Origin of the sequence: Litoribaculum gwangyangense (assembly GCF_039543505.1) — a bacterium.
GTDB classification, from domain to species: Bacteria; Bacteroidota; Bacteroidia; order Flavobacteriales; family Flavobacteriaceae; genus Litoribaculum; species Litoribaculum gwangyangense.
On sequence record NZ_BAABJW010000002.1, the window covers coordinates 653874 to 671743 of the forward strand.

17 protein-coding genes and 1 other RNA gene are annotated in these 17870 nt (G+C 33.0%); 8 read left to right on the forward strand and 10 right to left on the reverse strand.

The window, feature by feature from the left end; translation table 11 throughout:
- Positions 1-39 precede the first annotated feature (39 nt).
- The 4 genes from rny to ABD963_RS08495 form a co-directional block, all read right to left on the reverse strand.
- Entirely contained in the window at positions 40-1614 is a 1575-nt protein-coding gene (gene rny, locus ABD963_RS08480; RefSeq protein ID WP_345276520.1) for a ribonuclease Y, read from the reverse strand.
- 57 nt (positions 1615-1671) lie between these two features.
- Positions 1672-1778: non-coding RNA, 6S RNA (gene ssrS, locus ABD963_RS08485), on the reverse strand.
- Between the two features lie 57 nt (positions 1779-1835).
- Entirely contained in the window at positions 1836-2129 is a 294-nt protein-coding gene (locus ABD963_RS08490) for a cell division protein ZapA (RefSeq protein WP_345276521.1), read from the reverse strand.
- Positions 2130-2144: 15 nt separating this feature from the next.
- The gene (locus ABD963_RS08495; RefSeq protein ID WP_345276522.1) at positions 2145-2435 is read right to left on the reverse strand and encodes a hypothetical protein; all 291 of its coding nucleotides are present in this window, start codon (positions 2433-2435) and stop codon (positions 2145-2147) included.
- Between the two features lie 175 nt (positions 2436-2610).
- Between ABD963_RS08495 and ABD963_RS08500 the strand changes: the two genes are divergently transcribed.
- Genes ABD963_RS08500 through ABD963_RS08510 form a run of 3 tightly spaced genes read left to right on the forward strand, consistent with a single transcriptional unit; the run spans position 2611 to position 7974 of the window.
- Positions 2611-4296: a M23 family metallopeptidase gene (locus ABD963_RS08500; RefSeq protein WP_345276523.1), complete on the forward strand. Its 1686-nt coding sequence runs from the start codon at positions 2611-2613 to the stop codon at positions 4294-4296.
- Between the two features lie 13 nt (positions 4297-4309).
- Positions 4310-6772, forward strand: a complete 2463-nt coding sequence (locus ABD963_RS08505; RefSeq protein ID WP_345276524.1) for a TonB-dependent receptor — start codon at positions 4310-4312, stop codon at positions 6770-6772.
- 14 nt (positions 6773-6786) lie between these two features.
- Positions 6787-7974, forward strand: coding sequence for an aspartyl protease family protein (locus ABD963_RS08510; protein WP_345276525.1), 1188 nt, complete (start codon positions 6787-6789; stop codon positions 7972-7974).
- A gap of 214 nt (positions 7975-8188) precedes the next feature.
- On the opposite strand, the gene ABD963_RS08515 is transcribed toward ABD963_RS08510, so the two are convergent.
- Entirely contained in the window at positions 8189-9328 is a 1140-nt protein-coding gene (locus tag ABD963_RS08515; protein ID WP_345276526.1) for a cysteine desulfurase family protein, read from the reverse strand.
- 100 nt (positions 9329-9428) lie between these two features.
- Here ABD963_RS08515 and ABD963_RS08520 point away from each other — a divergent pair, with 100 nt between their 5' ends.
- On the forward strand, positions 9429-10328 hold the full coding sequence (locus tag ABD963_RS08520; RefSeq protein WP_345276527.1) for a hypothetical protein: 900 nt from the start codon (positions 9429-9431) through the stop codon (positions 10326-10328).
- Here the strand turns inward: ABD963_RS08520 and ABD963_RS08525 are convergent.
- Both ABD963_RS08525 and ABD963_RS08530 read right to left on the reverse strand, forming a co-directional pair.
- Entirely contained in the window at positions 10321-10884 is a 564-nt protein-coding gene (locus ABD963_RS08525; RefSeq protein WP_345276528.1) for a Smr/MutS family protein, read from the reverse strand. The genes ABD963_RS08520 and ABD963_RS08525 overlap by 8 nt on opposite strands.
- A gap of 2 nt (positions 10885-10886) precedes the next feature.
- A complete protein-coding gene (locus ABD963_RS08530) occupies positions 10887-11081 on the reverse strand; it encodes a hypothetical protein (RefSeq protein ID WP_345276529.1) in 195 nt (64 codons plus the stop codon).
- Between the two features lie 141 nt (positions 11082-11222).
- On the opposite strand from ABD963_RS08530, the gene ABD963_RS08535 reads away from it, so the two are divergent.
- From ABD963_RS08535 to ABD963_RS08545, 3 genes are read left to right on the forward strand one after another with little or no spacing between them, the layout of a single operon-like run.
- Complete coding sequence (locus tag ABD963_RS08535; protein WP_345276530.1) at positions 11223-13169, forward strand: T9SS sorting signal type C domain-containing protein; 1947 nt, start codon at positions 11223-11225, stop codon at positions 13167-13169.
- 59 nt (positions 13170-13228) lie between these two features.
- Entirely contained in the window at positions 13229-13504 is a 276-nt protein-coding gene (locus ABD963_RS08540; RefSeq protein WP_345276531.1) for a DUF2752 domain-containing protein, read from the forward strand.
- A gap of 9 nt (positions 13505-13513) precedes the next feature.
- Entirely contained in the window at positions 13514-13831 is a 318-nt protein-coding gene (locus tag ABD963_RS08545; RefSeq protein ID WP_345276532.1) for a CCC motif membrane protein, read from the forward strand.
- Between the two features lie 69 nt (positions 13832-13900).
- Here the strand turns inward: ABD963_RS08545 and rocD are convergent, their stop codons facing one another.
- The 3 genes from rocD to ABD963_RS08560 form a co-directional block, all read right to left on the reverse strand.
- Complete coding sequence (rocD, locus tag ABD963_RS08550) at positions 13901-15181, reverse strand: ornithine--oxo-acid transaminase (RefSeq protein ID WP_345276731.1); 1281 nt, start codon at positions 15179-15181, stop codon at positions 13901-13903.
- A gap of 205 nt (positions 15182-15386) precedes the next feature.
- Entirely contained in the window at positions 15387-15773 is a 387-nt protein-coding gene (locus ABD963_RS08555) for a DUF6768 family protein (RefSeq protein ID WP_345276533.1), read from the reverse strand.
- On the reverse strand, positions 15763-16320 hold the full coding sequence (locus ABD963_RS08560; protein WP_345276534.1) for an RNA polymerase sigma factor: 558 nt from the start codon (positions 16318-16320) through the stop codon (positions 15763-15765). Before ABD963_RS08560 ends, ABD963_RS08555 begins: the two co-directional genes overlap by 11 nt.
- A gap of 137 nt (positions 16321-16457) precedes the next feature.
- On the opposite strand from ABD963_RS08560, the gene rlmD reads away from it, so the two are divergent.
- The gene (gene rlmD, locus ABD963_RS08565; RefSeq protein WP_345276535.1) at positions 16458-17870 is read left to right on the forward strand and encodes a 23S rRNA (uracil(1939)-C(5))-methyltransferase RlmD; all 1413 of its coding nucleotides are present in this window, start codon (positions 16458-16460) and stop codon (positions 17868-17870) included.

Here is a 17870-nt window from a genome sequence, read left to right on the forward strand (position 1 = left end):
TGAATAGAGGCTTTCGTTATAAAAAAAATATTATAAAATCTATTTAGCAATATTTACCGCTCTAGTTTCTCTAATAACGGTTACTTTAACTTGCCCTGGATAAGTCATATCGGTTTGTACTTTTTGTGAAATGCTGAATGATAATTCAGCCGCTTTCTGGTCGTCAACTTTCTCACTTTCAACAATTACCCTGAGTTCTCTTCCCGCTTGAATGGCATAAGCTTTCTTAACACCGTTAAAACCGAAGGCTATATCTTCTAAATCTTTTAACCTTTGGATGTAGCTATCTAAAACTTGACGACGAGCACCGGGTCGAGCACCAGAAATAGCATCACAAACCTGAATGATTGGTGCTAATAAGGATTTCATTTCTATCTCGTCGTGATGAGCACCAATAGCATTACATACTTCGTCTTTTTCTCCAAATTTTTCAGCCCATTGCATCCCTAGAATAGCATGTGGAGTTTCCATATCGGCTTCAGCATCTGGCACTTTACCTATATCATGCAACAATCCAGCACGTTTTGCGAGTTTTGGATTTAACCCTAATTCTGCTGCCATAACACCGCAAAGTTTAGCAACTTCGCGAGAGTGTTGCAATAGGTTTTGACCATATGAAGAACGATACTTCATCCTACCAACCATTTTTATAAGCTCTGGATGCAAATTATGAATTCCCAAATCGATTACTGTACGTTTTCCAACTTCAATTATCTCTTGCTCTATTTGTTTTTTAGTTTTCTCAACTATTTCCTCAATTCTAGCAGGGTGTATTCTACCATCGGTCACTAATTTGTGCAATGACAATCGAGCTATTTCACGTCTAACAGAATCGAAACAAGATAAAATGATCGCTTCAGGGGTGTCATCTACTATAATTTCCACACCAGTTGCTGCTTCAATGGCACGAATATTTCGTCCTTCACGACCAATAATTCGTCCTTTTACATCATCCGATTCAATATTGAAAACGGACACACAATTATCTACCGCTTCTTCTGTTCCAATACGTTGAATGGTATTTATAATTATTTTCTTAGCGTCTTGTTCAGCCGTTAATTTAGCTTCCTCCATGGAGCTTTGTATAAAAGCCATGGCATCGTTTTTTGCCTCACCTTTTAAAGACTCCACTAATTGTTCTTTAGCTTCTTCTGCCGAAAGACTTGAAATAACTTCCAATTGTTGTACTTGGTTTTTGTGAAGCTTATCTATTTCTTCTTGTTTCTTTTCCAGTACATCCAGTCTATGGTTATAGTCTTTAATCTTATCTTCTAGACTTTGATTAAGCTTTGTGCTTTTTGAAAGTTCGCTTGATATTTGGGATTCTTTATCACGAATACGCTTTTCGGTTTCTGCCATTTTCTTATCGCGGGATAAGATGACTTTTTCATGCTCCGCTTTAAGTTCTAAAAACTTTTCCTTCGCTTGAAGTATTTTATCTTTTTTTAAGCTTTCACCTTCACTATTGGCTTGCTTTAATATTAAGGTGGCACTTTTTTTAGCTTCTTTAACAAGCTTTGATGCGTTGTTTCTTTCAAGTATTTTGGCTATTATAAAGCCAATTACTAGCCCTAAAACAACACCGCCTACTACAAATATAATTGAGTTATCCATCGTTATTTAGTTGATTTGTGTATATAAAAAAGCCTACACCAGTATAAAGTTTTGTATAAACTCCTTAAAAACAAGTTTAGGGCTAACAAGCTGATCAAGGATCTGCTCAAGGCAGCGTGCTTTTACAACTTAAACTCACCCTTTTTAAAGAATTAACGTTGAGTTTATCAAAAAAAATAACCAATGTAGGCAGTAACTTTTAGTTTATTTTAAAGAACGTTTTAAGAAACTAAATGAGATTGCAATAAATCGTTTAAAGCATTTAACTTTTCTTGCACATGCTTATTGACATTTGCTTTATCAATTGATTTCTGTTCAACTTGAGAAGCAAATTGCAATGCACACATGGCCAATACATCTTGTTTATCACGAACAGAATAACTTTGCTCAAATTGCTTAATCATAAATTCAATGTTCTTAGCCGCTTTACGCAATCCTTCTTCTTGATTTGCCTCAATAGTTAAAGGATATACTCTGTTGGCTATAGATAGCTTTATTTTAAGCTTTTCTGACATTGAATTCAATTTGCCTTAATCTGATAATTGACCTATACAATGGTCTATATCCCTAATTAATGCGTTTATTTTAAGCTTAGTTTCTCTTTTATTATCGTCACTACCAAGTATTGTATTTGCCATTTTTAGAGCTTCGTACTTTTCTTCCCAATCAGAAATTTGTTTCTCGTGGGCTGAAATGTATCGCTTTGAAATTTCTAATTCTTCATTTAATTTCAAATTTGCCTGCTTTAAAAGCTCTAATTTGTGTAATACTTTACTAATCTTGTTTTCTAGAGAATCTACAATATCTTCAATATTACTCATTTACAAATTTCAATACTTACCTTACAAAGTTAACATACATTAGCATAAATTACAATTGTTTTATCATAAAATTTTAAATTCATTTGTTAAGTGGCTTACACCATACAATGGCTTGATTTTTGTTTTATAGTTGGCATATTCGGGTCAAATTAATATTTTAGCTTAATATTTTTATATGAGATTTTTTCTACCCCTCTTATTACTTATTTCTTTTATTGTAAATGCTCAAGATAATTATCCCAAAAATTATTTTAGCAATCCCTTAGAGATACCCACCATATTGGCAGGTACATTTGCCGAATTACGCTCCAATCATTTTCATTCTGGTTTAGATATAAAAACCCAACAACGCACAGGTTTAAGAGTAAAAGCCTCAGCTGATGGCTTTGTAAGCAGGATAAAAGTATCACATTTTGGCTATGGGAAAGCTTTGTACATTACACATCCCAACGGCTACACTACCGTATATGCCCACTTACAGGAATTTGCCCCACAAATAGAGGCGTATGTTAAGAAGCATCAATATGAAAAGGAATCTTATGAGATTGAATTGTTCCCAACTCCCGAAACACTTCCAGTTTCAAAAGATAGCCTGGTGGCTTTTACAGGCAACACAGGTGGTTCTGCAGGTCCACATTTACATTACGAGATTCGTGATAAAGAAGAACGTCCTATAAATCCAATGCTTTTTGGTATCGATGTAAAAGATAGTACCAATCCGGTTGTGGAATCCATATTTGCTTACCCAATTAATGAGAATTCTTTTATTAATAAATCTAATTCTAGACAGAAATTAAGACTAATACCTTTAAAAAATAATGATTATGCCGTTGAAAGTATTGAAGCTATAGGGCAAATTGGTTTTGGCATTGAAACATTCGACAGACAGGATTTAGCGGCAAACTCTAACGGCGTTTACAACATACAAACTTTTGTTAATGGGAATAAAATTTATGAAATCGATTTTAAACGATTCTCGTTTGATGAATCTCAACATATTAATCAACTCATTGATTTTGAATACTATTCTACCAAAAAAGAACGCATTCAAAAGCTGTTCAACAAAAATAATCCGCTAAGTATTTTAATTTCTAATTCCGATAATGGGTTGTTAAATATTGAAGATAGCACCAATAATGTTTATAAAATCAGGGTAGCCGATTATAAAAATAATGAGTCATGGGTAACCATCAATATCAAAGGTTCAAAAAACAACATCACGGAACCTGAAAAACCTAAAATCACCCCCTACCTAGTGAAAGCCGACCAAACTACCAGTTTAAATAAAGAATCTGTAACTGTGGATTTTTTTAAAGACACTTTTTATGAAGACTTTTATATCGATTTTGATGTTAAAAATGACACTCTTACCTTACATGATGATATCATTCCAGCTATGAAAAACTTCAATATAACATTTGATGTTAGTAAGTATTCAAACGAAGATAAGAATAAAATATACATTGCTAGGTTAGTTGGTTACAAAAACTACCCACTTTACACCTACACTAAAAGAAAAGAAAATGCCTTAATAGCTAGTACCAAAACTCTGGGAAAGTACTCTTTAGCGACAGATACCATAAAACCTTCAATAAAACCAATAAACTTTAAAAGCGATCAATGGTTAAGCAAATACCGCTACTTAAAAGTTAAGATTGACGATGAAGGTTCTGGCATTTCAAATTATAGGGCCACTGTTAATGGCAAATGGATTTTAATGGAGTATGATTACAAAACCAAAACCCTTACTTACGATTTTAATGATGGGGTAGTAACTGATACGAAGAATAATTTAAAAGTAATTGTTACCGATAATGTTGGAAATAATTCTACTTTAGAGGCGTTATTTTACAGAAAATAAACTTTATCTACTTTTGAGGACAAAACTTTTACTTACCATCTTTCTGCATCTAGCTATTATTTCAATAAGCTTTTCTCAAACAGCAACTATAAAAGGGGTTATTTTAGATGAAAATAATAAACCAATAGAAAATGTTAATATCAAAACCACAACCACTGGAACACAAACCAATGCTAACGGTTTTTTTATCTTAGATATTCCAGCCAATTTGGATATAACCATTGAGTTTACTCATATTTCACACAAAAAAATTGTTAGTACTTTTAATTTAAAAAATGGTGAAGAGCTGGAATTTAATCCAGTTATGAGCACTTCAATAGAACAAATTGCCACGGTTATTGTCACGAATAATAGACGAAAGGAAGTTGAGGGTATCATAACCTTGAAGCCGGAGACCATTAGAAAAATTCCTGGGGCCAATGCGGGAGTTGAAAATTTACTATTAACACTTCCGGGTGTTAGCAACAACAATGAATTGAGTACACAGTATTCTGTTCGTGGAGGAAATTATGACGAAAATTTGGTTTATGTGAATGGTATAGAAGTGTATCGTCCTTTTTTAGTGCGCTCGGGCCAACAAGAAGGATTAAGTTTTGTTAATACCGATTTGGTTCAAAACGTTGATTTTTCAGCGGGTGGTTTTCAAGCCAAATACGGTGATAAACTATCCTCAGTTTTAGATATTACTTACAAAAATCCTTATGATTTTGAAGTGAATGCCGATTTAAGTTTATTAGGTGGTAGCTTTTCAATAGAAAATATAAGTAAAGATTCTAAATTTTCAGGTATTGTAGGACTGCGTTACAGAGATAATAGCTTATTGGTAAATGCCAAAGAAACCGAAACCAATTTCAGACCATCATTTGCTGATGCACAAGGGTATTTTACCTATAAATTCAACAATAAATTTCATTTAAGCTTTCTTGGAAATGCCTCGATAAACAAATACAATTACGAGCCACTAACGCGCCAAACCAATTTTGGAACTTTAGCAGATCCTGTGGCGCTTTTGGTGTTCTATCAGGGACAAGAAAAAGATAGATACCAAACACTTTTTGGAGCTTTTAAAGGGTCTTATTTTGCAAACGATGATTTAACCCTACATCTCATCACATCAACCTACCATACTACTGAAGAAGAGTATTTTGATATTTTGGCTCAATACCGACTTGGAGAAGTAAACAACAATATAGGAGATGAAGATTTAGGTGAGGTTGAATTTAGTGAAGGTGTAGGAAGTCAGTTAAATCACGGCAGAAACGATTTGGATGCGCTCATCACTAACATTGAGCATAAAGGGGACTACATCATTAATGATAACAGGATTGAATGGTCCGTTAAATATACCAATGAAGATATCCGTGACCGATTGGTGGAATGGGAAGTTATCGATTCCGCTGGATTTTCCATCCGACCACCCAGAACAACGCCAGTAAATGAACAGCCATACATACCATTTAGCGGGCCATTGGAGCCTTTTCAAAATGTAAGAGCTACCAATTACACACAAATTAATAGATTGCAAGCATACGCACAATGGAGTAAACGAAGTACTCTAGGAGCCGCTGATGTTTGGTATAATGCGGGCTTTCGAGTTCATAATTGGTCTGTTAGTGGTGATGGTATTTCATCTTCAAACCAGACCGTTTTTAGTCCAAGAGCTCAATTTGCAATAAAACCAGACTGGAAAAAAGATATGCTTTTCAGAGTAGCAACGGGTATATATTATCAACCGCCATTTTATAGAGAATTAAGAGATCGAAACGGGGTTGTTCAACCAAATGTTAAAGCCCAAAAATCATTTCATTTAGTTTTAGGTAACGACTATAGTTTTAAAATGTGGGATAGACCATTTAAGCTTACCTCAGAAATTTATTATAAAAATTTAACCGATGTTAACCCATATACATTAGAAAATGTTCGTATTAGGTATAGGGCCAACAATAGTGCTAAAGCGTACGCTTATGGTTTGGACATGAGATTAAATGGAGAATTTGTTCCTGGAACTGAATCTTGGTTTAGCTTTGGTTATTTAAAAACAGAGGAAAACATCGAGAATAGAGGCTATATTTCAAGACCAACAGATCAACGTTTAAAGTTTGCGGCACTCTTTCAAGATTATGTGCCTAATGTACCCAACCTCAAATTGTACTTAAATTTAGTATATAATACGGGCTTACCTGGTGGATCCCCCAGTTATGCAGACCCTTATGAATATCAAAATAGATTACCGGCTTACAAACGTGCAGATTTAGGTTTGCAGTTTGTTTTAGTTGATGCTAAAAAACAATTCAATAATGGTTGGAAAAAACCTTTTAAGGAACTCTCTTTTGGTTTTGAAATATTCAACATTTTTGATGTACAAAACTCCATTACCAATACTTGGGTAAGAGATGTTTCAAGCAAACGTCAATTCGCTATTCCCAATTATTTAACGCCACGTGTTTTTAATGTTAGGACTACCATGAAATTTTAATTCACTTAATTGATATGACAAAAATTATCATAAGCTTTTGTTTATCCATAATTTTCATTCAAATTGCTATTGGGCAAAATTACCAATTCAAAACAGGGATTCCATCTCCAAAAAATTATTATACAGAAATTAAATACGAAGATGTAAATGGTAAAATAATCATTCCAATTGCTATTGAAGGAAAAATCTATCGTTTTCTATTTGATACTGGAGCACCAAACCTAATTTCGAAAAATCTTTGGGAAACAATTACATCAAAATCGGCTAAAACCATATCTGTTTCAGATGCCAACGACAAAGAACAACAGATGGAAATTGTAAAGATACCTAAATTAACTATCGGTGATTTATCGTTTAAAAATACAACTGCTCTCGTGTTTAACGGGGAGAATAATATATTATTCAATTGTTTTAATATTCAAGGTATTATTGGTAGTAACTTATTAAGAAAATCTATTGTTCAAATACAATCAAAAACTAATTTGCTAATTCTAACCAATGACTCAAAAAAACTAAATCTTAATAAGGATTATGCTTCTAATCTAATACTTGTTGGGAAACAAAGTAGCCCTTACATATCTATTAATTTAAACGGTGAGGAAACTGGATCAGAAAATGTTTTATTTGATACTGGAGCAAGTGGTTTATATGACTTATGCAAAAGGAATTACAATATTTTAAAACAAAAGAAAATAGCTGAAGTCATTTCTACTAGCAATGGATCGTCAACTATTGGCTTATTTGGTATAGCCAATAACAATGATCAATATCTTTTAAAAATACCTGAATTAAAAATAAACAACCAAGTTTTCAAAAATGTTGTTACCGAAACAGGAGATGATAATAACTCTAGAATTGGTTCTGATATTTTAAATTATGGCACTGTAACTTTAAATTTCATAAAAAAGATTTTTTATTTTGAAGCTTTTGAGCCTGTTAACGTCTTAGACGAAAAACTTTTAGGTTTCACGCCAACCATTGAAAATAATAAGCTTGTTGTAGGTTTTGTTTGGAATGACTCATTAAAAGAGAACATTAAATTTGGCGATGAAATTATTGAAGTAAATGAAATTGATATTCAAAGCCAAAATATTTGTGATTTCATTAATAAAAAATCCATATTCAAAAATAATGATACCCTTAATATTGTTTTCAAAAACAACAAAGGAGAAACCTATAAATTAGAAATAATTAAGAAATGAAACTACTGGTCAAAGCAACCCAAAAGGAAGCGATATGAAACTAATTGGTATCATAGATTCTTTGTAATTTAAAGAAAAAGTATTAAATCAAAGGGAAATTATTCAATCAAACCTTAAAGGACATAAACAGGCCATATCTTCCAATGAGAAAACCAATATATTACTTGAGGAGATTAGGGATATTCTGAATAATATTAAGAAAACCAATTAAACTTTAAATTAATTCTTTTAAAACTCCAACCACATAGTCTACCTCCTCTTTGGTATTATAAATACTAAATGAAAATCTTATTGATGGTTTTTTTAAATCTTCATGGCTCAAAATTTCTGCCAAAACATGGGAGTTTTGCGAACTTCCACTTTGACAGGCACTCCCTTTAGAACAAGCGATACCCTTTAAATCCAATTGAAACAATAACATAGAAGCCTTTTCGTGAGAAATTGGCAAACATACATTAACAAGAGTGTAAGTGCTTTTTTCTTTATCAAAAGAAGCTCCGTTAAATTTTATATTTGGTATTTCAGCTTTAATACTGTTTATAAAATATTTTTTCAAATCTCTCAGAAAGTATGTTTCTTTTTCTAGATTTTCATAGGCTATCTTCAAAGCTTTTTCTAAGCCAACAATATTATGAAGGCTTTCTGTACCTGGGCGTAAACCACGCTCCTGCTCGCCACCTAAAACCAAAGGCTTTAAACCTGAATTTTTTCTGATAAAAGCAAAACCTACACCTTTTGGTCCGTGAAATTTATGTGCCGCTCCTACCAAGAAATCCAGAGGCACCTCTCTCAAATCCAATTTAAAATGACCCACAGATTGCACCGTATCACTATGACATAAGGCATTATTAGCTTTACATAAAAGTGCTACACGTTTCAAATCTAAAATATTGCCTATTTCGTTGTTTATGTGCATCAAACTTACCAACGTTTTTTCCTCACTTTGCAACAAGGTTTCTAAATGAAAATAATCTATAAAACCCGCTTCATCTAAATTCACATAACTTACCCTTATTTGATGTTCTTTTTGCAGAGCTTCAACGGTATGTAAAACAGCATGATGTTCAATTTTTGATGTAATAATATGTTTTACATTTAAATCCCTAACTGCACTTTTTAAAATTAAATTATCGGCTTCTGTACCTCCTGATGTGAATATGATTTCACTGGCTGATACATTTAAAAATCCAGCAATAGTTTTTCTACATTTTTCAATTAAAGATTTAGATGACCTCCCAAAACTATGTGAAGATGAAGGGTTTCCAAAATTATTATTCATAACTTCGATTATGGCTTCAATCACTTCTTGACGCATAGGCGTTGTGGCAGCATTATCAAAATAAACGTTTTGCATACGGATTTAATATGCTGCAAAAATACTTGAAATAAAATTATTACCAATAAGCTGCGTTATAAATAACAATTCCTTTATTTTTGCGTAAAACCCAAATACAATGCGAAAGCTATTTTTCATCTTTTTATCAATCAACCTCTTAAGTATGTATTCTTGTGATGACGGCGATATTATAACCGTAGAGTTAGATTTTGGTGAAACATTCAGTGCTTGTGAAGGGGTTAATGATTTGGTACTTTACAAAACAAAGAAAGATCCTTCTGAATCCTTATCGGTTCTCATTCCAAATTATTCTCTGGATGAACTTTTGGAATTAAATACCGATACACCAAAATCTGCCACACTTTATTATCGAACCTATAGTGAAACCAATTTACCTAACAACTTATTTTGCAATGAAATCCCTCCTAATGTTAATATAATTTCTAATAATGAAAGTTCTGTTACCGCTATTATAAATACCACCCTGGTGGAGGATGACAACGATGGAATTTTAGCTATACTTGAAGATATCAACGGAAATGGTAATTTAGAGGATGATGATACGGATGGAGATGGCTTACCAAATTACATTGATGCTGATGATGACGGCGATAATATTTTGACCAGAGATGAAAACCCAGACACCAATAATGATGGTAATTTAAGTGATGCACAAGATACTGATGGCGACGGCACACCAGATTATTTGGATGATGACGATGATGGAGATATGGTCAAAACAAGAGATGAAGAAAACGCCTCCCAAGATAATAATCCTGCAAACGACATAACCAATCCGGATGTGGGGGCTGATTTTTTAAACCCAGATATATCCACCACCCAACCAGCTACTGGATTCAGACAGCACAGTATTTCAAGAACATATACCGTAAACATATCGCTAAACGGAGTTTCTTTTGATTTTATATCACAGGAACCATTAAATTTTGGCAATTTAAATTCGAGTGAAATACCAACTGTTTTAAAGTCTAGAACAGTAACACCTCCTTTCAATTAGGGAGTGCATTCTGGTAAATATAAACTTCGGTGGCTCCTAAACCATATTTTTTATAATCGGCATCATAAAATTTAACGTTGTTATACCTTCCAAAAAGATACTCGAGTTCTAACTTAAGAACGCCTTCGCCTACCCCATGTATAAACACTATTTTTTGAATGCGTTTATTTATGGCAAAATCGAGTTGGCGCTTGGCCGTTTCCAATTGAAGAGTTAGCATGTCATAATTGGTCATTCCCCGAGAAGATTTCACCAACTGGTTGATATGCAAATCAACTTCCATGGTAGGCTCATATTTTTCTTTGGCTTTTATTCTAACTTGTTTTCTTTTTGGCGCTAATTCTTTCTCAACTATAACAGTCTCTAAATTTTCAATGGAAAACACTTTTGATTTTAATGATTCCTTTTCTTGCTTCTTAATCAATTCATTACCTCTAAAATCCAATAAAAAGCCGTCAGCAGTCTCAATGGTATACGTATTCCCAAACACATTTTTAACAACTCCAGATAGGTCTTCATCTAAAACAAACACATAATCACCTTTCTTAAACCCCATGATTACACATTTTTATTTGTTCCTTCATCATTTTCAGTATCATTTCTACTAGGTATGGTTTTGGAAATCCGGTAAATACCAATCATAAGAATAACTATACCCGAAATAAGTATGTATTGATTTTGGTTAGCACCCGCTTTGGCATACATGGCAATCAGCGCTCCAAAAATAATTAGTATATAATTTAGAAATTTCATTTAAAAAATTATTCCTACAAAAATACATTAAAATAGTTGCCAGTAAAACCCAATAGTAAAATCTATTAAGTACTAATTGTAACGCAAAACCCATAAATTAATATTTTTGTACCTTTGGAAGGATTAATTAGGCCTTAAATCATGACTAGAACACTCTCAATAAATCTTTTGAGCACCTATCGCACAAGTTTTATTTTACACATCATATTAAAAAAATTCATTTCAACTTTAATTTATTTAATTTGGTTCGTTTTCACTCATAATTCTTTTGGCCAAGATTTATATGTTGGTGATAATAGTTACTTATATGCCAGAGATGCCGTAGTTTTTGTAAATAACGATATAAGACTTGAAACTGATACCTCTCATCTTTACTTTAGGGGTAATGCACAATTGTTACAAAACAACGATATAAAAAACTCCGATTTAGGTGAGCTATCCATTTACCAAAACCAAACCACCAATGTTTATGAATATAACTATTGGTGTTCTCCTGTTGGTGTTAGCGTTGATGGTACTACCCAAGCCAATGTAGATTTTAATGGCACTAATATTCATGACCCTGCAGATGATGCAGATTTAACCAATGTTAATTCCAGTGCTTATAATTTTACCACTGCTTACAACGGAACAGCTACTGCACTTTCAAATTATTGGATTTTCACCTTAGTTAGTGGTGAGGGATATTACAGCTGGAACCAAGTTTTAGACGCTGGTAGCATAGGAACAGGATATGGTTTTACAATGAAAGGAAGTCCGAACCCAAATAATGTATTAGATTTTAGAGGACGCCCGAATAATGGTACAATCATAGTAAGTTGTTCTTTTGACGGTGTTGATAATCAGCCATCTGGTTTAGCAAATCATGCCGAAACTTTAACAGGCAATCCTTATCCTTCAGCTTTAGATTTAAAACTATTTATGGCCCACCCCGATAATCAAATAAATTTAAATGGTGAAATATATTTCTGGGAACAAAAGCAAAAAAACTCTCATTTTTTAGCAGATTATGAAGGGGGCTACGGAGTTTACACACCTGGTGATTTAATGAATTTATCAGATAATGGAACCTATTCGGTTGCAGCTTTCGAGAATTATAATGGTGATGGGAGTGATAATAACAATACAACTGGAAACACCATTGACTTTAGTGGAAATAACCAAAGACGTTTTGCAGCAGTAGGTCAAGGTTTTGTTGTTGCCAGTAATGTTAACGGTGGCTTCGCAACGTTTGACAATTCTATGCGTGTATATTTTCCTGAAGATTCCACTCCGGGTGGTGATGGCTCTATTTTTGCGAAAAACACAAATTCTAAAGGCGACAATGGAAAAGAAAAAATTGCGCCTATGTCGCACAACGGAATTGACTATAAAAGCATTGTAGGTAAGCCTACTATCATACCAGAAATTAGGATCCATACTCAAATAAACAATACTTATTACAAGGAAAATGTGATTGCCTTTAGAGAAAGCACACCAAATAACAATACCTACAATAAATTTTATGATGGTAGAAACATCAATGAATTAGCATCGGATGCATACCTGATTTCTAGTGATAAAGATTTGGTTATCAAGTCCATAAATTATGATGAAACAACTAGATTACCTCTGGGATTGAAAGCCGCCAATGACAATACATTTTTCAGTATTAAAATCCATAGGTTAAAAAACGTTCCATCTGATGTTAATGTTTTTGTTTTTGATAAAGAGACCAACGCATATCATGATGTTAAAAATGGTACTTATGAAGTGACTTTAAATAAAGGAACTTATAATAACCGTTTTGAAGTTACTTTTGCTAAAAACAACTTAAATGTTGAAGAAAATACATTTGATAATTTTAAAGTAATTCAAAACAACAATTTATCTCTATTGAAACTTATAAACTCTAATAACTTAAATATCAAGTCGGTTAGTGTGTTTGATGTTTCAGGTAAACGAGTTTTATCAGCCAATGAAAATTCACAAAATGGAGAATATCAATATTCTACAAAATCTCTAAGTGATGGCGTTTATATTGTAAAAATTGAATCTTCAAATAATGAGGGTTTCACAAAGAAAATAATGATTAATAACAAAAAATAGTTATAACTGCATTTATTTCTTAATTCACTTTTACTATTTTAGCCTATATATTTCAATTTATGGAAAACTATATGCTACCCTGCCTAAACAAAAAACTATTTGGTTTTGAGTGCATGGGGTGTGGTATTCAAAGATCTGTCCAATTAATTTTTCAAGGAGAATTTTTAGAGGCTTTTTATATGTATCCAGCTATTTATAGCTTAATAGCTCTTTTTTTTACCATCGGCTTAAACATTTTCTTTAAATTTAAAAATTCAAATATAGTTATTGGCGCACTAGCTATTTTATCGGTGGCTACGATTGTTATTAGCTATATTATTAAAATAACCCTTTAAAAGAATTTTATGAAAAAACAACTCAACCCAACCTTGATTTATGTTTTGTCTATTTTAGGTTTTATATGTTGCTGCCTTGGTGGTGCTGTCCTATCTGTTCCTGCATATATTATTGCCCATAACAAAGTAAAAGATGCTGAATTAAACCCTGATGACTATGAAGGAGATTTAAAAGCCATGAAAACAGCTAAGATTGTAGCTTTAATATCTGCTATATTAAGTAGTTTGATGCTTATAAGAATTATTTATGTTCTTGTAACAAGTGATTGGGATGAATTGAGAAGAATTTTTGAAGAAGCCATGGAGCAAGCTCAACAAAACCAATAAACTTTACTTTTTATATATTAAATAAAAAAAGCGACTATTGGTCGCTTTTTTTGTGTTTCAATTGATCTCTTATTTCTCAAACTTTTTAAGTGTTTTTGTTATGATGTTAACACAATCCAATAACTGCTCTTTATCCATTATTAAAGGAGGGGCAAAACGGATGATATTACCATGCGTTGGTTTGGCTAACAAACCATTATCACGCAAGGCTAAACAAATATTCCAAGCGGTATCACTTTCTTCACCATCGTTTATTACAATCGCATTAAGCAAACCTTTCCCTCTAATTAATTGAACTATATTACTTGTTTTAATGTATTTATTCAATTCACTTCTGAACAAATTTCCCAACTCAAAAGCATTTTGAGCTAACTTTTCATCTCTAACAACTTCCAATGCCGCCATAGCAACCGCCGCAGCTACAGGATTGCCTCCAAAAGTACTACCATGGTTTCCTGGTTTTATGACGTTCATTATAGCATCATTAGCTAAAACTGCCGATACGGGATATACCCCGCCACTTATAGCTTTACCTAAAATCAAAATATCTGGCTTTACATCTGGAGTGTTGGAGCAGTTTTTATTTTCACAAGAGCAATGTCCACAAGTTGCTAATAATCGTCCTGTTCTAGCGATACCCGTTTGAACTTCATCTGCTATAAATAATACATTGTGCGCTTCACATAATGCTTTAGCTTTAGTTAAATAATTTTCAGAAGGTACATAAACCCCTGCTTCTCCTTGTATAGGCTCCACTAAAAACCCAGATACATTAGGATTATTTTTTAAAGCATTCTCTAAAGCTCTTAAATTATCGTATTCAATTTTGATAAATCCTTTGGTGTAAGGTCCAAAATTTTTACGCGCCACTGGGTCATTGCTAAAAGATATGATGGTTGTTGTACGACCATGAAAATTGTTTTCGCAAACAATAATTTGTGCTTCATTTTCATCAATACCTTTTACTTCATAGGCCCATTTTCTACAAATTTTTATTGCAGTTTCAACCGCTTCTGCTCCTGTATTCATAGGGAGCAACTTATCAAACCCAAAAAACTCACAAGCAAATTTCTCGAACTTCCCCAGCATATCGTTGTGAAAAGCTCTCGATGTTAAGGTTAATGTTTGTGCCTGGTGTACCATGGCACTTATAATTTTTGGGTGACAATGTCCTTGGTTCACTGCAGAGTATGCCGATAAAAAATCGTAATACTTTTTCCCTTCTACATCCCAAACATAAACACCTTCTCCCCTATTTAATACCACGGGCAACGGATGATAATTATGAGCACCGTACTTGTTTTCTAAATCGATCGCTTGTTGCGAAGTTAATTGGTCTAAAACAGCCATTTTAAAATAAATTAAAGTTAATGCCCAAAAGGCAATGTTTACCATACTTATGATGTAAACATTTCTAATTAAACCTCGCTTGGCGAGTAAAATAACCATTCCTTCTGTACCTTTATTCTTTCGAGAATCCGAAAAAGCAGCGTGGGAGAGAAATCATCCCTGAATAATGGTGCAAGTTAATAAATATTAATATTATCTAGAAACACTAAGAAGACAATCTTCCAGATAGTGAAGAAATCTGTAACTCTAACCGTTTCATCTCTCTAAGAAGAGCATTTCTATGTATTTGCATCCACATATATATTTTAATCATACTCATAGCGGAAAAACACAAGATAATAGCTCCTACCCAAAGAATTAAATCATTAGTTTTTTCTACGTTCATACTTTGAATAATACAATATATTAAGAATCCGAAAACAACGATATTCACAATATTCATTAGTATTGCTAACCATGTGTTTTTGCCTTTAAAAATGCCCCCTAACATTTGAAACAGGTTTTGCTCATCAAGTGCATCATAAAACTTTGCTTCTTCTTGTGTTAAGGTTTCTTTAATTAACTTGTCAATGTCTTCCATGTTAGTTTTCATAATTTCTGTTTTTTAAATTTTGTTTTAATTTTTCTCTGGCATGAAACAATCTGGATTTAGCGGTTCCAATAGATATTTTTAAAATGTCAGATATCTGCTTCAATGAATAATCTTCAAGATAAAATAACCTAATTACTGTTTGTTGGGTTTCTGGTAATTTTTTAATTGCTACCAAAAGATTCTTTTTTAGCTTTTCATTGTCACTAATTACCTCATCATTTATTGTCTTTTGATTATGTTCCAAATATTGTAAACACCTATAATTCTGTTTATTAGTATTCAACCAATCTAAAGACTTAGTGTACACAATTCGTAATGCCCAACTCCCAAAACTTTCAGGGTTTTTCAAATGGCTAATCCTTTCAATAATTGTTTTCCAACTATCTTGTGCTATATCTTTAGCGACATCAGCATCTTTAACCAACCAAAAGGCTTTTTCACAAAAGGTTTTATGCCAATTTTTTACCAATAAGTTAAAAGCATAAATATTGCCTGATTGATATTCCAATACCAGTTTGCTATCTAATAAACGTTTTTTGTTATTCATTAAAAAATGATCAGCCTATAACTTAAAGACGAAGAAAATTTAAAAAGGTTCATTTTATTTTTAAGGAAAGTAAATTCATTCATAAAGTTAATCTAAATAAAGTAACATTTATTTAGCGCGATTATTATTTTTGCAGCATGTCTAGAAAAAAAACAAGAAAACAGGTTTTTGAAAATATAGAAGTTATGGATGCCGGTGCAAAAGGTAAAACCATAGCTAAAGCACCTGATGGTAAAGTAATTTTTTTATCAAATGCTGTTCCTGGTGATGTGGTTGATGTGCAAACATTTAAAAAGCGGACTGCTTACTATGAGGCAAAAGCGACTGTTTTTCACAAACTTTCAGATAAAAGAGTAAAACCGGTTTGTGAGCATTTTGGGGTTTGTGGAGGCTGTAAATGGCAAGATATGGCATATGAGCACCAATTGTATTACAAACAAAAAGAAGTGACGAATAATTTAACTCGTATTGGGCATATCAAACTTCCCAAGGTCACTCCCATTTTGGGTTCAAAAAAACAATATTTTTACCGGAACAAAATGGAATTTTCCTTTAGTGATAGCCGCTGGTTAACACAAAAAGAAATACAATCGGATGCTGATTTGGGAGAAAAAAACGCTCTAGGATTTCACATCCCAGGCATGTGGGATAAAATACTTGATTTAAAGGAGTGCCACTTACAGGAAGATCCCTCAAACGCCATTAGAAATGCTGTAAAACAATTTGCCATTGAAAATAATTTAGAGTTTTTCAATACACGAAATCAAACAGGTTTTTTACGTACCATGATGATTCGTACTTCAAGTATTGGAGATATTATGGTGATGGTTCAGTTTTTTAAGGAAGACCAACCGAAACGCGAGTTGCTATTGAATTTTATTGCTGAGAAATTTCCGGAAATCACCTCCCTTCAATATGTAATAAATGGCAAGGCAAATGATACGATATACGATCAAGAAATAATTTGCTACAAAGGCCAAGACCATATTTTTGAAGAAATGGAAGGTTTGAAATTTAAAATAAATGCAAAGTCGTTTTATCAAACCAACTCGAACCAAGCTTACGAACTTTATAAAATAGCTCGCGATTTTGCAGGCTTAACTGGCAAGGAATTGGTTTACGATTTATACACTGGCACCGGAACCATTGCTCAATTTATAGCAAAACAAGCAAAAAAAGTTATTGGTGTAGAGGCTGTTCCCGATGCCATTAAAGCTGCCAAAGAGAATGCACAATTAAACCAGATAAAAAACGTTGAGTTTTTTGTGGGTGATATGAAAAACGTTTTCAATAATGATTTTATTAACAAAAACGGAAAACCAGAAATTATAATTACGGATCCTCCTCGTGATGGCATGCATAAAGATGTGGTACAGCAAATATTGAATATTGCACCCAAAAAAGTAGTTTATGTAAGTTGTAATAGTGCTACACAAGCTAGAGACTTAGCACTTATGGATGAGCAATACCAAGTAATCAAAACCCAAGCTGTTGATATGTTTCCGCAAACCTTCCATGTGGAAAATGTTGTACTTTTAGAAAAGCGATAA

Bases quoted from the DNA above. Each gene is read 5' to 3' on its own strand.
- ABD963_RS08520 (WP_345276527.1), top strand. From the start codon at position 9,429: ATGCGAAAGCTATTTTTCATCTTTTTATCAATCAACCTCTTAAGTATG.
- ABD963_RS08510 (WP_345276525.1), top strand. From the start codon at position 6,787: ATGACAAAAATTATCATAAGCTTTTGTTTATCCATAATTTTCATTCAA.
- ABD963_RS08560 (WP_345276534.1), bottom strand. From the start codon at position 16,320: ATGAATAACAAAAAACGTTTATTAGATAGCAAACTGGTATTGGAATAT.
- rny (WP_345276520.1), bottom strand. From the start codon at position 1,614: ATGGATAACTCAATTATATTTGTAGTAGGCGGTGTTGTTTTAGGGCTA.
- rocD (WP_345276731.1), bottom strand. From the start codon at position 15,181: ATGGCTGTTTTAGACCAATTAACTTCGCAACAAGCGATCGATTTAGAA.
- ABD963_RS08555 (WP_345276533.1), bottom strand. From the start codon at position 15,773: ATGAAAACTAACATGGAAGACATTGACAAGTTAATTAAAGAAACCTTA.
- ABD963_RS08540 (WP_345276531.1), top strand. From the start codon at position 13,229: ATGGAAAACTATATGCTACCCTGCCTAAACAAAAAACTATTTGGTTTT.
- ABD963_RS08525 (WP_345276528.1), bottom strand. From the start codon at position 10,884: ATGGGGTTTAAGAAAGGTGATTATGTGTTTGTTTTAGATGAAGACCTA.
- ABD963_RS08495 (WP_345276522.1), bottom strand. From the start codon at position 2,435: ATGAGTAATATTGAAGATATTGTAGATTCTCTAGAAAACAAGATTAGT.
- rlmD (WP_345276535.1), top strand. From the start codon at position 16,458: ATGTCTAGAAAAAAAACAAGAAAACAGGTTTTTGAAAATATAGAAGTT.
- ABD963_RS08515 (WP_345276526.1), bottom strand. From the start codon at position 9,328: ATGCAAAACGTTTATTTTGATAATGCTGCCACAACGCCTATGCGTCAA.
- ABD963_RS08500 (WP_345276523.1), top strand. From the start codon at position 2,611: ATGAGATTTTTTCTACCCCTCTTATTACTTATTTCTTTTATTGTAAAT.
- ABD963_RS08535 (WP_345276530.1), top strand. From the start codon at position 11,223: ATGACTAGAACACTCTCAATAAATCTTTTGAGCACCTATCGCACAAGT.
- ABD963_RS08545 (WP_345276532.1), top strand. From the start codon at position 13,514: ATGAAAAAACAACTCAACCCAACCTTGATTTATGTTTTGTCTATTTTA.
- ABD963_RS08490 (WP_345276521.1), bottom strand. From the start codon at position 2,129: ATGTCAGAAAAGCTTAAAATAAAGCTATCTATAGCCAACAGAGTATAT.
- ABD963_RS08530 (WP_345276529.1), bottom strand. From the start codon at position 11,081: ATGAAATTTCTAAATTATATACTAATTATTTTTGGAGCGCTGATTGCC.